Raw genomic sequence first — 14580 nt, 5'->3', positions numbered from 1 at the left:
GTCATCTCACGAACGAGTCCCGGTCCCCTTGCGTCGGGCAGGGCGTTGACGTACCGGGCAGCGGCACGGATTGCAACAGGCGGCCCAGCAGGGGGCACGCGTGGAACCTCGGATGCTCTGGCCGTTCAACCATTTCAGGAAATCCCCGAAGTCGCCGCGCGGGACCATCGAGGCCATCTATGGCATGATCGTGGCGCAGGCGCGAGAACCGTTGTTTTATAAACACTTGGACGTGCCCGACACGGTCGATGGCCGGCTCGATCTGCTGATTCTGCACCTCTGGCTGATGCTGCGGCGGCTGCGCCAGGTCGCAGCCGGCCGAGAGCTGTCGCAGATGCTGTTCGACCATTTCTGCGACGATATGGACGCGAACTTGCGCGAAATGGGGGTCGGGGACCTTGCCGTCCCGAAGCGCATGCAGAAGTTTGGCGAGGCCTTCTATGGCCGCACCGCCGCCTATGACCTCGCCTGGTCGGACAGTGAGGCACGGCTGGCAGAAGCGCTGCAGAAGAATATCTTGAACGGAAAGCATCCGGAGAGCGCGCAACGGCTGGCGGCCTATGCGGCACGCGCCGCCGCGGTCCTGGAGGCGTGCGACGAGGCGGCGCTGCTGCGCCCCGCCTGGCGCTTCCCGGCGCCGGTCGAGCAGGATTTGACGACATGAGCAGAAACAGAGATCTAGCCAGGGACAAGGATCCTTGGCGTGCGGCCCCCGTCATCGTGGCGCAGATCCCCGAAGCCGGGCTGCACCGGGAGCTCCAGGCCGATGTCGCTGCCCGGAACGCTATGGCGGCGATTGCGGGTCTGCGCGAGATTGTCTCGGCCCAGGCTGCGTTCGACCTGACGCTGAAGCCTGATGGCAAGGTCCATGTCATCGGCCGGGTGCGGGCGCGGGTTGGGCAGGAGTGCGTGGTCACGCTCGACCCGGTCGAGAACGAGATCGATGAGCCCGTCGACCTGATTTTCGCCCCGCCGGAGCAGATTCCGCAGTTGGCGGACCTCGTCGACGACGATCCGGACGACGATGCCGAGGTTCCGGACCCGCCGGAGCCGATCGTCAACGGCCAGATCGATCTGGGGCGGATCGCAACCGATGCGCTGTTCCTCGGCATCGATCCCTATCCGCGCAAACAGGGCGCGGTATTCGAGGCTGAAATCGAGGCCAAGGACCCCGAAGATCATCCGTTTGCCGCGCTGAAGGTGCTGCGATCCCAAGGGGCGAAGAAGGGCGATAAGGAGTAGGCCGGCTGCCGAATCGGCTCGAAAAGCCGTCACAAGGCCTTGATCCCTTTCGGCTAACTGACTATTCGGGCTTGCCGGTACGACGCCGCGGGCCAGGAAAAGGCCTGTGGTCAAGAGGTTGTTTCGGCTCCGAGAGACGTTATTGTCGCGGCCCGGCCGGAGCGGTGTGTGGTGCTTGGGCCGGCTGTGCGCGCCTTATCCTTGTCGTGAAGCGCCGCGCGACCGCATGAAGAAAGATCAGGTTTCCGGGACGTCATGCCTCAAAAGGTTCGAATCGCGCTGGACGCCATGGGCGGGGACGTCGGCGCGGATGTCGTCATTCCCGGTGCGGCGCTGGCGCTTGCGCGGCATCCGGATTGCGAATTTCTGTTGTTCGGCGACCGGGCGCGGATCGCGCCGCAGCTCGAGCAGCACGCGGCACTGAAGGCGGTCGCGCGCGTGATCCACACCGATGTCGCGGTGGCCAATCATGACAAGCCGAGCCAGGCGCTGCGGCGGGGCCGGAAGACCTCCTCAATGTGGCTGGCCCTCGAGGCGGTGAAGAAGGGCGAGGCCGACGTGGCGGTGTCCGCCGGCAATACCGGCGCGCTGGTGGCGATGGCGCGTTTCTGCCTGCGCACGCTGGACGGCATCGACCGGCCGGCGCTGGCCGCGATCTGGCCGACCACGCGCGGCGAATCGGTCGTGCTCGACCTCGGCGCCACCATCGGCGGCGATGCCCGCCACCTCGTGGCGCTATCGGTGATGGGCAGCGCGCTGGCGAGCGTGCTGTTCAACAAGCCGAGGCCGACGGTGGGGCTGCTCAACATCGGCGTCGAGGAGATGAAGGGCCACGAGGAGATCCGCGAGGCGGCCGAGCAGCTCCGTGCGATGAACCTGCCGCAGCTCGACTATATCGGCTTCGTCGAAGGCGACGGGATTGGCAAGGGCGCGGCCGACGTGGTCGTGACCGAGGGCTTCAGCGGCAACATCGCGCTGAAGGCGGCCGAGGGCACGGTGCGCCAGGTCACGGAGTTCCTGCGCGGCGCGATCCAGGCGAGCCTGCTCGCGCGGATCGGCTACCTGTTCGCGCGCGGCGCTTTTGCGGCGCTGCGTGCCCGGCTCGACCCCCGTAAATCCAACGGCAGCGTGCTGCTCGGCCTCAAGGGCATCGTGGTCAAGAGCCACGGCGGAACCGACGCCGAGGGCTTTGCTTCGGCCGTTCGGGTTGGCTATGAGATGGCCCGCTACGATCTCCTGACCAAGATCAATCAAACACTCAATCGCGACGGCGGTGCCCTGGCTTCCATGCCGGCCGCCCAGGAGGCTGTCTCGTGACAATACGTTCGGTGGTGCTCGGCTGTGGTTCCTACCTGCCGCAGCGAGTGGTGACCAATGCCGAACTGGCAGGCCGGATCGATACCTCCGACGAGTGGATCGTTCAGCGCACCGGGATCCGTGAGCGGCATATCGCTGCCGAGGGCGAGTTCACCTCGCATCTTGCCCTCAATGCGGCGCGCGCGGCGCTCGCGGCCGCCGATGTCGACCCGCAGTCGATCGAATTGATCGTGCTCGCGACCTCGACGCCGGACAACACCTTCCCGGCGACGGCAGTCGCCGTGCAGAACGGGCTCGGCATCCATCATGGCGCGGCGTTCGACCTGCAGGCGGTCTGCTCCGGCTTCGTGTTCGCGCTCGCCACGGCGGACAATTTCCTGCGCACCGGGGCCTACAAGCGCGCGCTGGTGATCGGTGCCGAGACTTTCTCCCGCATCCTCGACTGGAACGACCGTGGCACCTGCGTGCTGTTCGGCGACGGTGCCGGCGCGCTGGTGCTGGAGGCGCGAGAGCAGCCGGGAACCTCGGCCGATCGCGGCGTGCTGACCACGCATCTGCGCTCCGACGGCCGCCACAAGGCTAAGCTCTATGTCGACGGCGGCCCGTCTTCGACCCAGACCGTCGGCCATCTGCGCATGGAAGGGCGGGAGGTGTTCAAGCACGCCGTCGGCATGATCACCGACGTGATCGTGGATGCCTTCAACGCCACGGGGATGACGGCCGAGGACATCAAGTGGTTCGTGCCGCACCAGGCCAACAAGCGCATCATCGATGCCTCCGCCCACAAGCTGCACATTGCGCCGGAGAAGGTGGTGCTGACCGTCGACCGCCACGGCAACACCTCGGCCGCCTCGATCCCGCTGGCGCTCGATGTCGCGGTCAAGGACGGCCGGATCAAAAAAGGTGACGTGGTGCTGCTCGAGGCGATGGGCGGCGGTTTCACCTGGGGCTCGGCGCTGGTGCGCTGGTGAGGCGGCATCATGGAACCGGCCTCCTTCCGATGAGCGCTTTTGACTCCGATTCTCTTCACAGTGCTGTTGACCAACGTCCCTTAAGCCCTTAATTTCAGAGCTAAATTATTCGCCATGGTTTGGGGCAGGCGATGTCGGGAACGGGCAAGACAGTTACACGCGTCGATCTCTGTGAGGCGGTCTACCAAAAAGTGGGGCTATCGCGGACGGAGTCTTCGGCATTCGTCGAGCTGGTGTTGAAGGAGATCACGGATTGCCTCGAAAAGGGCGAGACCGTGAAGCTCTCCTCGTTCGGCTCGTTCATGGTACGCAAGAAGGGCCAGCGCATCGGACGTAATCCGAAGACTGGCACCGAGGTACCGATTTCGCCTCGCCGAGTCATGGTGTTCAAGCCGTCCGCGATCCTCAAGCAGCGGATCAACGGCCATGCGTCCGGCAAGGTCAATGGCGAGAGCAAGGCTGAGCTGAGCGCGGAGCCGGAATAGGTGCGCGCGGCCGCGCCACCGCCATTGCGTCGTTCTGAAAATGTCTGGTCCTGAGTTCCGAGTAAGCTAGTCTCTTGGCAGCACGATCGAAGGGGAACGGGCATTTGGACAAGGCGCCGGATGCTTTTCGGACGATCAGCGAGGTCGCGCAGGAGCTCGACATTCCGCAGCACGTGCTGCGCTTTTGGGAAACGCGGTTCTCCCAGATCAAGCCGATGAAGCGGAGCGGGGGCCGCCGCTATTACCGGCCCGACGACGTCGACCTGCTCAAGGGCATCCGCCGTCTGCTCTATGGCGAGGGCTACACCATCCGTGGGGTGCAGCGAATCCTCAAGGAGCACGGCATCAAATCGGTCCAGGGTCTGGCGGACAGCTCCGCGGCGGTATCGTTCGGCGCGCTGGAGGAGACGCTCGGGCAGGCGCTGATGGAGGACGACCATGGCGAGGAGGCCGAGGTCGAGACCGCCGAGGAGGACGAGGAGTACGAGGGCTCCGACGACGAGGGCATCGATTTCCGCTTCGTCGAGACCGAGGACGACATCCTTGAGACCTTCCGGGTCGGCACCCACCACGGCAATAGCGCAGCCACGAAACCAAGCCCTGGGATGCGCCCCGAGGACCGCGAACGGCTGGAGGGCGCGCTCAAGGAGCTGCTCGACTGCAGGCAGCTGCTCGATCGAGTCATGAAGGACGGGTAGGGCCGGGACTCCTTGTACCACCGGCCTCAGCGAGATGGCTGGCGGCGGTGCCCAGGTCATCGAGATTGAGTTCGGCTGATCGGCATCGGCGCGCACTGCAGGACGCTCCAAGATCTTGCCGACATGCCGGATTTCATCATGTCACAGCAGCGGCCGGCATGAGTGATGCGGTGATCCGTAATTTCACGCCGGCTGAATTTATTCATTTGCTTACGATGATCTTCTTTGATGACACCATCGCTTCAATGCCGTGTGCAACGACGCTTGGATGCAACGGGCCGGTTGTCCGATCAGGTGGAGCGGAACCGCGTGGTCATGAGAGAGGCCGATCGGATTGGCGATTATTTGCGGCAACTAACCCCGCATGCGCGCAGCTGTCTGCTTGAACGGCTGGAGGCCTGCGGAGCGGAGGTGCCGGGAACTGCGGCACTGCTCGAAAATTTGCGTGCGGAATTTCGCGAAAGCGGAAAAACGCACCACCGTATCGCCAATCCGTCGCGACACTTCTTCTATCTTGTCGAACCGTTGCTGGTCGATGGTGCGCCGGAACACGAAAACTCGGGTCGCATCCTTCGCAGTTCGCTGGCTCCTATCTGGGAATGGATCAGCCGGGACTTGCTGCCGAGAATGGCAGACGAATATATCGCTCAGATGCGGCCGTTGATCGCCGCCGACAATCAAACGGAGATCCGAAAGGCCGCTGCTGCGTTTCAGACCAAGGTCGTCAATACCTCGACAATGTTCTTAGCTCGCCTCAGGGGGCCGCGAGCGCTCGCAACAAGCTGGCGACCTATACGGCTTCGCACGCGGCCTACGGCGATCTAGCCAAATTGCTGTGTGTGCTGCGTGCGCGCGACGCGTTGGCCAGGTTCAATGAGGCGCTGCCGTCGTCGATCGAGAAGTTCGACGATGCGAAGGTCCTCAAGACAACCAGGCTACTGCACGCGTTCAGAACAGACCACCCCGAGGAAGTCCCTTTCGCGCTGGCCCTCATCGCCAAGCGTCTGAAAAGTCGCTGGCAGCTGATACGCTTGGCCACCAAGGCTGCGCCGAGCAAGAGCGCCGCAGATGTCGCCGCCGCACCTTATGCGATCGTCGTCCCGATGGTGCTCGACCGTCTGGAGGACAGGCTGTCGGAATTGCGCGTCGCTCTCAAGAACAACCGGGTGCTGGTCGCCAAGGAAATCCTGACCGACATCTACGACACCGAATATGCGCTGCAAGTTCGCATCGATCGGCTCGACCACTGCGAATGGGGGAAGCGGCTCGACCGTCTGATGAAGTCGACCGCCGCGCTGGTACAAACGGAGGTCGCCCGGTTTCCCGATAAGGTTGGACACGTCCTTGGATCGATCAAGCTGCGCGATCATCATCAATCGCCTGTGGGTCGCCTGATGAGCTATCTGGTGCGGAAGGCACGAGACGTATTGAGCCCGCGGAACTGTCCGCTGCCTGAAATTGATCAGCCAGCATCGCGCCTGATTGGCCTGCCTCCATTCGGATCCCCGAGCGGGCAGCTTTCCGCGGGCTCGAGCAGAGGTGGCAGGCATGGCCGTGAAGGCTCCACAGGCACGTCTTGATGGGCGCCAGCCCGCGTCAGCGGAGCGGGGCGGCTGACGAATCTCCGGGGCAAGTCTTGCAAAACCGTCTGCAAGCGGGCGCTGGGCCGCAAACTGATCGCGAACTTGGGCTATTGATTTTATTGAAGAAAAATGGTCGGAGCGGCGGGATTCGAACCCACGACCCCTAGTCCCCCAGACTAGTGCGCTAACCGGGCTGCGCCACGCTCCGATGCCGTTCCCTTAGCCGCGATCAGGCCGCGACGCAAGGCGTGACCGCAGGCTTCCAACGGATGCATCTGGCGCGCAGCGCACGTCCGGTCCGCCGACAGCCGTATCCGTCTTTTGTCCCGCACCAGGACTGTCCACAAGCTCTCCGGCCGGACAGGAAACTTTTCATGCCGCGGCGCGACCGACTTGCCGATCCGCCTCCTGGACTACTGCTGCGACCAACGGCGCCGCCGGATCGTCCCCAGGCGGACCGATCAGGCAGGCGAGCCGTTCGCGCCAGGAGCGCGCGCGCCAGAGATCGCGGGCGAGCGCCGCCCATTCGTGAAACGCAATGACGATCGGATTGTTGGAGCGCAACGGTGTCACCAGGCCGTAGCGACAAGGCAGGTCGTCCCGCTCGGCCACGAAGGTCCCGAACAGGCGATCGAACACGATGAAGATGCCGCCGTAATTGCGGTCGAGATATTCCGGATTGGCGGCATGGTGCACGCGATGGTGCGACGGCGTGTTGAGCACATATTCCAGCCAGCCGAGCTTCGGAATCCACTCGGCGTGCAGCCAGAATTGATAGAGCAGATTGATCGCCGCAGCGATGAACACCGGACCCGGCGCAAATCCGGCCCAGATCATCGGCACGAAGAAGAGTCCCGCCCCGGTCAATCGGCCGGTCCAGCCGAAACGGCTGGCGGCCGCCAGATTGAACTCGTTCGAGGAATGGTGGATCGCGTGCGTCGCCCAGAACCAGCGGACGCGATGGCTGCAGCGATGAAACCAGTAATAGCTGAAATCCTGAACGATCACGAGCAGCACGACCGCGGCCGCGCTGTTGAGCGGGATGGTGAACAGGCGATGACGCCAGGCAAGATCGATCGCCGGGCCCGCGAGGCTGAGCGGCAGGAACGCGTAGACGAGGTATTCGCGGCCGAGCGCGTCGGCGAGCGAGGCCAGATAGGCGCGCCAATTGTAGCTTCGCCGCATCACGACGGCGATGACGATGGCCTCCAGTGTCGCTATCGCAATCACGGCCGGAAAGGCGAATCTGAGCACCTGGATCAGTTGGGCCATGGCGTTTCTCCGGATCGGCGGGACCTGTCTGGCGATTCAGGCTCGCACATGCGAAATCCTGCAGCGCGCCGATTTCGGAAGCGCGGTTCGCCGAATTCGACAAACGGCCAGTCAGTTCGGAATCGGCGAGCGCTCGCCGCCGCTCGGGGCGAGGTGAGCGCGTCGATACTCCGTCGGTGTCAGCCCGGTATGTGCCTTGAAGGCGCGATTGAAGGGCCCGATCGAGCCGAAGCCGGCGTCGAGCGCGATCGTCAGGATCGGGACATCGGCCTGGTCGGGATCGCTCAGCGCTGCCTCGGCTTCCGTCAGGCGATAGCCGTTCACGAAGGTGCTGAAATTGCGCTGGCCGAGCTGCCCATTGATCAGATGGCGCAGCCGATATTCCGGAATGCCAAGTTTCTGCGACAGCGAAGCGACGCTCAGGTCCGGCTCACGATAGACCTTGTCGTGCTCGATCAGCTTCCGAAGCGCCGCGATCAGCGCAGCGTCGGCTCCGGTCGTCGCGTCTGCGCCAGGAGGGGACGGCACTGGCGGCAGATCGTTGCCGAGCGAGGGCGTCGAGCCGGCCGTTGCCGCGGCGGGTACGAATGGCTCTGCAGTCGATAGCAGCGACCCCAAGACCGCGAACAGGAAGATCAGCGTGAGCAATCCGGCCGCATTGGCGAGACTGAGCGGCGCAGCCGACAGGCCGCCCGGCCAGAGCCAGTCCAACGCGACGGTCAGGGCCGTATACAGCGCGGTCGCAACCGCAAGCAGGATGCGAAGCCGCCGGCGTCCCTCCACCAGGTCGGCCGCGCGACCGGCCAGCGCATGCCAGACGCCGAGCAGGACGAAGAGCAGCAACAAGGCCGAGTGCAGTGCATAGATCGGCGTGCGATGGACGAAGAGCTCGACCGTTCCGAGCGTGGCGAGCGCGAGCCAAGCGAGAGCGTGGTACCAGCGCAGGCGAAAGTCATCGACGAATATCGCACCCATCGCAATCCAGAATATGGCCAGCGTGCCGCAGTCCACGACATGGATGGGAAGCCTCCAGCCTAAGGCCAGCGTGCCGAAGCCGGGAGCCGACTCGACGACATAGGCCGCGATGCCCAGGAGCAACAGGGCCGAATAGCGGCTCACTTGATCGCTTCGTGCGCTCCGGGTGAGGACCACCACGCGGAGAAGGAGCATCACGACGGCGCCTCCGCGCAATGCGGCTTCCAAGGTGGACATGCAATTCAATGGCTCGATGTGGGACGGTCTCGAGAGAAGAGCATCGCATCCGGATCGCTCGTGTCAACGGCTCGTAAATCTCTTCCGGGGCAGCCTCAGCGTGCTCTGGCTTTTCAAGCCAGCGGCAGCCCCCTACAATCCGGACCCGGGCTGCTCGCAGGCCAATGCGAGCGCTCGTTTTTGTTCGAGACATATGCAAAGCGATACGACCACCATGGACAACGGCCCCGATACTTCCTTCGGCCATTTCGAGAATGCCGCGCAGATTGCATTCTGGAATGGCTCGGGCGGGGCGCGCTGGGTGGCGCGGCAGGCGGCGCTCGACGGCATGCTGGCGCCGATCAATGCGCTTCTCATGGATCGTGCCGCGATCCAGGCGGGCGAGCGCGTCGTCGATATCGGCTGCGGGTGCGGTGCCACCACGATCGCGGCGGCGGAGAAGGTGGGCCCTGGTGGTAGCGTGCTCGGGATCGACGTTTCGGCGGCGATGCTGATCCGCGCCAATGAGCTTGCGTCACAGGACGCGCCGGTCAGCTTCGTCCAGGGCGACGCGATGGTGCATCACTTCAAGGCGGCGACCTGCGATCTGATGATCTCCCGGCTCGGCATGATGTACTTCGCCGATCCCGTGCGCGGCCTGCTCAATATTCGCAACGCGCTGCATTCCGAAGGCCGCGTGGCCTTCGCGGCCTGGGGCGACCTGCGCGACAATGCATGGGCGCTGGAGCCGCTGCAGGCAGCCTATGATCACGTGCCGAAGCTGCCGGGCCTGCCGCCGCGCGCGCCGGACGACTTTGCTTTTGCCGAGCAGGATTGGCTCGAGCATGTCGTGAATGAAGCGGGCCTGCGGCGCGTGCGGCTGGAGCGCTGCGAGCTCGCGCTCGACCTGAGCGGCGGGCAGGGGCTCGAAGGTGCGGCGCTGTCGGCGCTCGCGATCGGCCCGGCCAGCCGCGCGATCGACGGACAGCCGGTCGAGGCTGTCGCGACGGCAGCGACAGCGATCAGCAAGGCGCTGTCGCGCTATGCCCAAGGAGCTGCCGTGCCGGTGCCGGCCTGCGTCTGGATCGTCACCGCCGTCGATCCCTAGCCAGCGCAAAATAGGCATTTTCGTGAATGGCTTAGTTCCACGGAACGGGTCCGCCGTCTGCTGCATTAGCTAGCTGTGACAAACAACGTGGTCATCGGGGGCCGGGATTGCCAACCAGACCGCGCCAGTGTGTCACAGCAATCGGCCGTGGTTTTGAACCTTTGATTGCCGAGATGAACAAATGGGAGTCGGCGCGTGGATGCCCCGGCTCCCCAGGAAATGCAGTTCACCGTCGGGATGATCCCGATACCAGCCAGCTTTCGGCGGGAGGCGCGTATGGTCCTCAAAACCTTGAAGGTCTCATTGTCAGTCCTTGCGGCCGCGACATCGGTCGCCTCGCTGTTCGCCGTGAGCTGGGTCGGGCTCGCGCTGCTCGGCTATTAACGGAAACGAGATCACTGCAGCGAGACCCGCGCGACGCCTGCTTGCATGATGCCGAGCGCGCGGGCCGCACTGACTGAGAGGTCGATGACGCGACCGCGGATGAAGGGTCCACGATCGTTGACGCGACACTGGATCGAGCGGCCGTTGTGGGAAACGGTGATGATGCTGCCGAGCGGCGGCTGCGATGCGCACAGGTCATTTCGCCGCGGTGGCCGCGTCCGCCATAATAGGACGCCAATCCGGATTCGGCCTGCGCCCGAGTTGCCGCAGCAAATGATGTCATCGCGCCGAGCAAGCCGGCCGCGATCATCATGACTCTCGCCATGTGAGCCCCCGCCTGAATTGAACTCAGCTCAGCAACTGCCCGAACTTTGGCGGGATCATGTTAGTTCCGCGGCGGGAACACGGAATGAGCTTGGCGCAATCGCGTCTTTCCAACTCAGGCGAACGCCTTCTCCGCAGTGTCGATCAACACGCGCAGCGACCTGTCGTGGCGGGTGATTTTGGGAATCGGGCGCTCGATGCCGAGCAACTGATAGACCGCCATCTGAGCCGCACGCACCGAATATTCCACCGTGAACACGACGTCGTCGGGGATCTCGACAAACTGGCTGACGAAGGCGAGGTTCTTCGACGTGGCCGGCACCGGCAGCGGGCGATCGCTCCTGTGGCGCGGCATGAACATGCTGGTGATGTAGGGCATGCGGCATGGCACACAGGTCGCATTCTCGAAGACTGAGAGATCGAAATTGAGATGGCCGCACAGCTCGGTCAGAATGTCGGCACCGCCGCAATCGGCCATGGGCTTGGCAACGAAGTTGCCGATGCGGTCGGGATGCAGCGCATAGCCCCAGAACACCTGGATGTCAGCCGGCTGATCGAGGAAATGCGGCTGGTGATAGAGCACGATCGACATCAGCCAGTTAGAGTCCTTGAAGGTGACGAGCCCGCCGGTGCCGGCCTCGTTGCCGCTGAACGCCTGCATCGCCTCGAAGAAGCGTGGATTTCGGCAGGTCACGGTGAAGGATTCCCAGCACGATTCCGGGATCGACGAATTGAACGCAGCCGGATTGCCGAACTCCGGCCGTCCTGCCGCGATCTTCTCCCATAGCTTCCAGCCGCGGCTGTCGGCCTTGGTCAGGCGCGGCGGCGGGCTGTCATGGGTGCCAAGGCTGGAGCCGTCCGTCATCGAGCCGTTCTGGAAGAAAACCAGATCATCGTCGCCGAGGGCGACCGTGCTGATCTCGCCATCCTTGTCGAGCGTCAGCTGTTGCACGCAGTGACGCGTGTGCTTGATCACGATCTCCATGTCGGTGACATCGACGCCACCGACCAGGTTTACGCCGTGACGTTCGAGCCATCGCGTCAGGGGCAGCACGATCGCATCGTACTGATTGAAGACAGTGCGCTTGACGCCAGCCAAAGTGTCGATGCGCGGAAACTCGTTCATGAAGCGATGCAGATAGCGCTTGAACTCGACCGCGCTGTGCCAGGGCTGGAAGGCAAAGGTGGTCTGCCACATGAACCAAAAGTTGGTCGTGAAGAACGGCGGCGACAGCCAATCGGTGATGCGGGAGTTGCGAAGCGTCTCCTCCGAGGCTTCCGTCAGCCGGATCAGTTCGACCCGATCACGCATGGAAAAGCCCATGGTGGAGACGTCCACCTTGTGGCGATTGCGGTCGACGAGGCGCGCCCGCGAATGCGCGACGTGCTCCTCGTTGAAGGCGACCGTCTCGTCGCGGATGGTCCGGTTCGAGGCGGTGCTGCCGGGAATGGTCGACAGCAGGTCCCAGGTGCATTCGTAATGGTCTGTTGTCAGCATGCGGCCGCCGCGCAGCGAGTAGGAGCCGTCGGCGAGCCGCGCACCATCGAGACTGCCGCCGAATGGCAGGTGCTTCTCGAAGATGGTGATGTTGCTGCCTTCGATGCCACCATCGCGGATCAGGAAGGCGGCGCCCGCGAGCGAACCGATACCGCTGCCGATGAAATACGCTTTCATGGTGCTCATCCTGGATCGTGAAAGTTTGATCCCGGATAGCAGCGCAGGCACAGGCCAAAACTGACCTAGATCAATCGCATCCTTGCTACACGTGCACGTGATGGCCGCGGCGCAGCCTGTCAATGCCCGGCCATGTGGCGGCCGATCTCGGTGAGGTCGGCTTCGCCTGTGCGGGTCTCGTAAGTCAGCCGGCCGTGGAACATGACGACCAGCCGGTCGGTTAGTTCCAGCAGTTCGTCGAGGTCCTCGCTGACCAGGAGCACGGCGGCGCCGCGGTTGCGCGCGGCCATGATCTCGGCGTGGATCTGCGCCACGGCCGCGAAGTCGAGGCCGAAGCAGGGATTGGCGGCGACCAGCACCTCGATATCGTGACCGAGCTCGCGCGCCAGCACCGCGCGCTGCACATTGCCGCCTGACAGCGCCGCGATCGGGGTGTCGGGCGTGCGGGTCTTGATCTTGTAGCGATTGATCTTGCGCGTGGCGTCCTGGCGGAATGCTGCGCGGTTCAGCCACCAGCCGCCGCTCGCGAACGGCGCGCGGTCGAACTCGCGCAGTGCGATGTTGTCGGCGACGCTCATGCCGCCGACGCAGGCGTTCTTCAGCGGCTCCTCGGGGAGCAGCGACATCTTGTGTCGCCGCATCTCCTCGCGCTGGGCATGATAGATCTCGCCGGCGACGCGGATCTCGCCGCTTTCGGCCTCGCGCTGGCCGGCCAGCACCTCGACCAGCTGGCGCTGGCCATTGCCGGAGACGCCGGCGATGCCGACGATCTCGCCGGATCGCACATGAAGCGAGAGATCATGCACTGCGATGCCGCCGGCATCGTCGCGTGCGACGATCTGATCGAGCTCGAGTCGAATGGTGCCGGCCTCGCCCGATCGCGCCGGCTGCACGGTCAGCTGCTCGGCGCCGATCATGGTGCGGGCCATCTCGTCGGCCGTGAGTTCGGAGACCTTGCCGCGCCCGGCGAGCTTGCCACGTCGCAGGATCGTGACCTCGTCGGCGAACGCCATCACCTCGCGGAATTTGTGCGTGATCATCAGCACCGTCAGCTCGCCGGCAACCACCAGGCTGCGCAGCATGCCCAGCACCTCGTCGGCTTCGGCCGGTGTCAGCACCGAGGTCGGCTCGTCCAGGATCAGGAAGCGCCGCTTGAGATAGAGCTGTTTGAGGATCTCGCATTTCTGCCGCTCGCCGGCAGAGATGTCGGCGACCTTGGCATCGAGCGGGATTTGGAACGGCATCCCCGCCAGGAATTTCGCGAGCTCCTGCCGCTCCCTGGCCCAGTTCACCACCGCGGGCACGTGGTCGCGCGCCAGCACCAGATTCTCAGCGACCGTCATCGCCGGCACCAGCGTGAAATGCTGATAGACCATGCCGAGGCCGAGCGCATGCGCATCCCTGGGGTTACTGATCGCGCGCTCGCGGCCCGCAACCAGTACGTCGCCTGATGTCGGGTGGTAGTAGCCCATGATGCATTTGACGAGGGTCGACTTGCCGGCGCCGTTCTCGCCGAGCAGCGCGTGGAAGGTACCGGGCTTGACCTTGAGCTCGACATCGTCGAGCGCGGCGAAATCCCCAAAGCGCATCGTCATGGCGATGGCCTCGACGCCGAATGTTCCAGATGGGGCCGGCTCTTCCCCGATCATGACAGCGCCTCGATCATTGCCGAGGAGGTGGCGACCGCACCGAACACGCCGCCCTGCATCTTGATCATCTTCAGCGCGTGGTCGTGGTTGCTCTTATCCGTCGCGCCGCAGCAGTCCGACAGCAGCACGCATTCGAAGCCGCGGTCATTAGCCTCGCGCATCGTGGTGTGGACGCAGACGTCGGTTGTGATGCCCGTGAGCACGATGTTCTCGATGCCGCGCAGCCGCAGGATCAATTCGAGGTCGGTGGCGCAGAACGAGCCCTTGCCGGGCTTGTCGATGATGACTTCCCCAGGCAGGGGCGCCAGATCGGGGATGATCTCCCAGCCCGGCTCGCCGCGCACCAGGATGCGGCCGCAGGGGCCGGGATCGCCGATCCCGGCGCCGATCTGCTGGGAGCGCCAGCGCTTGTTGGCGGGCAGATCGGAAAGGTCGGGGCGGTGGCCCTCGCGGGTATGGATGATGTGATAGCCCTGCGCGCGCATCAGTTTGAGCAGCCGCTTGATCGGCTCGATCGGCGCCCGCGTCAGCGACAGATCATAGCCCATCTTGTCGACATAGCCGCCGACGCCGCAGAAATCGGTCTGCATATCGATGACGATCAGCGCCGTATTCTCCGGCCGCAGGTCGCCATTGTAGGGCCAGGCATAAGGCTCGGAACGGATGGTGCGCTCGGGCATG

At 64.3% G+C, this 14580-nt stretch carries 14 protein-coding genes, 1 tRNA gene and 1 pseudogene; 9 read left to right on the top strand and 7 right to left on the bottom strand.

From position 1 onward, the window contains the following. Window positions 1–112 precede the first annotated feature (112 nt). The 8 genes from P6U24_RS21460 to P6U24_RS21425 all read left to right on the top strand — a co-directional run bounded on the left by P6U24_RS21460 (window position 113) and on the right by P6U24_RS21425 (window position 6293). Window positions 113–664, top strand: a complete 552-nt coding sequence (locus P6U24_RS21460) for a ubiquinol-cytochrome C chaperone family protein (RefSeq protein ID WP_407154494.1) — start codon at window positions 113–115, stop codon at window positions 662–664. After that, on the top strand, window positions 661–1242 hold the full coding sequence (locus P6U24_RS21455; RefSeq protein WP_407154493.1) for a YceD family protein: 582 nt from the start codon (window positions 661–663) through the stop codon (window positions 1240–1242). The genes P6U24_RS21460 and P6U24_RS21455 overlap by 4 nt, the downstream gene beginning before the upstream one ends. 255 nt (window positions 1243–1497) lie before the next feature. Beyond that, entirely contained in the window at window positions 1498–2559 is a 1062-nt protein-coding gene (plsX, locus tag P6U24_RS21450) for a phosphate acyltransferase PlsX (protein ID WP_407154492.1), read from the top strand. Beyond that, window positions 2556–3530, top strand: a complete 975-nt coding sequence (locus P6U24_RS21445) for a beta-ketoacyl-ACP synthase III (protein ID WP_407154491.1) — start codon at window positions 2556–2558, stop codon at window positions 3528–3530. Before plsX ends, P6U24_RS21445 begins: the two co-directional genes overlap by 4 nt. Window positions 3531–3661: 131 nt before the next feature. After that, window positions 3662–4015, top strand: a complete 354-nt coding sequence (locus tag P6U24_RS21440) for an integration host factor subunit alpha (protein WP_407154490.1) — start codon at window positions 3662–3664, stop codon at window positions 4013–4015. A 104-nt stretch (window positions 4016–4119) separates the two neighbouring features. After that, a complete protein-coding gene (locus P6U24_RS21435) occupies window positions 4120–4713 on the top strand; it encodes a MerR family transcriptional regulator (RefSeq protein WP_407154489.1) in 594 nt (197 codons plus the stop codon). A gap of 315 nt (window positions 4714–5028) precedes the next feature. Further along, window positions 5029–5538, top strand: a complete 510-nt coding sequence (locus P6U24_RS21430) for a hypothetical protein (protein WP_407154488.1) — start codon at window positions 5029–5031, stop codon at window positions 5536–5538. Between the two features lie 5 nt (window positions 5539–5543). After that, on the top strand, window positions 5544–6293 hold the full coding sequence (locus P6U24_RS21425) for a hypothetical protein (RefSeq protein ID WP_407154487.1): 750 nt from the start codon (window positions 5544–5546) through the stop codon (window positions 6291–6293). Window positions 6294–6426: 133 nt separating this feature from the next. Here P6U24_RS21425 and P6U24_RS21420 read toward each other — a convergent pair. The 3 genes from P6U24_RS21420 to P6U24_RS21410 form a co-directional block, all read right to left on the bottom strand. Beyond that, window positions 6427–6504, bottom strand: a tRNA-Pro gene (locus tag P6U24_RS21420). A gap of 164 nt (window positions 6505–6668) precedes the next feature. After that, window positions 6669–7568, bottom strand: a complete 900-nt coding sequence (locus P6U24_RS21415; protein WP_407154486.1) for a sterol desaturase family protein — start codon at window positions 7566–7568, stop codon at window positions 6669–6671. Window positions 7569–7679: 111 nt separating this feature from the next. After that, window positions 7680–8738, bottom strand: coding sequence for a helix-turn-helix domain-containing protein (locus tag P6U24_RS21410; protein WP_407160543.1), 1059 nt, complete (start codon window positions 8736–8738; stop codon window positions 7680–7682). 235 nt (window positions 8739–8973) lie between these two features. On the opposite strand from P6U24_RS21410, the gene P6U24_RS21405 reads away from it, so the two are divergent. Continuing rightward, entirely contained in the window at window positions 8974–9867 is an 894-nt protein-coding gene (locus P6U24_RS21405; RefSeq protein ID WP_407154485.1) for a class I SAM-dependent methyltransferase, read from the top strand. A 395-nt stretch (window positions 9868–10262) separates the two neighbouring features. Here P6U24_RS21405 and P6U24_RS21400 read toward each other — a convergent pair. The 4 genes and pseudogenes from P6U24_RS21400 to P6U24_RS21385 form a co-directional block, all read right to left on the bottom strand. Next, window positions 10263–10564, bottom strand: a pseudogene (locus P6U24_RS21400) (septal ring lytic transglycosylase RlpA family protein). Window positions 10565–10690: 126 nt separating this feature from the next. Continuing rightward, window positions 10691–12250, bottom strand: a complete 1560-nt coding sequence (locus P6U24_RS21395; RefSeq protein WP_407154484.1) for an oleate hydratase — start codon at window positions 12248–12250, stop codon at window positions 10691–10693. A gap of 119 nt (window positions 12251–12369) precedes the next feature. After that, complete coding sequence (locus tag P6U24_RS21390) at window positions 12370–13899, bottom strand: ABC transporter ATP-binding protein (protein WP_407154483.1); 1530 nt, start codon at window positions 13897–13899, stop codon at window positions 12370–12372. Next, the gene (locus P6U24_RS21385) at window positions 13896–14579 is read right to left on the bottom strand and encodes a cysteine hydrolase family protein (protein ID WP_407154482.1); all 684 of its coding nucleotides are present in this window, start codon (window positions 14577–14579) and stop codon (window positions 13896–13898) included. The genes P6U24_RS21390 and P6U24_RS21385 overlap by 4 nt, the downstream gene beginning before the upstream one ends. Window position 14580 lies beyond the last annotated feature (1 nt).

This window comes from Bradyrhizobium sp. STM 3557, from assembly GCF_045571465.1.
Taxonomy (GTDB): Bacteria; Pseudomonadota; Alphaproteobacteria; order Rhizobiales; family Xanthobacteraceae; genus Bradyrhizobium.
Note: the sequence above shows the minus strand (reverse complement) of the source record. Positions and strands in the feature narration are given on the sequence as shown.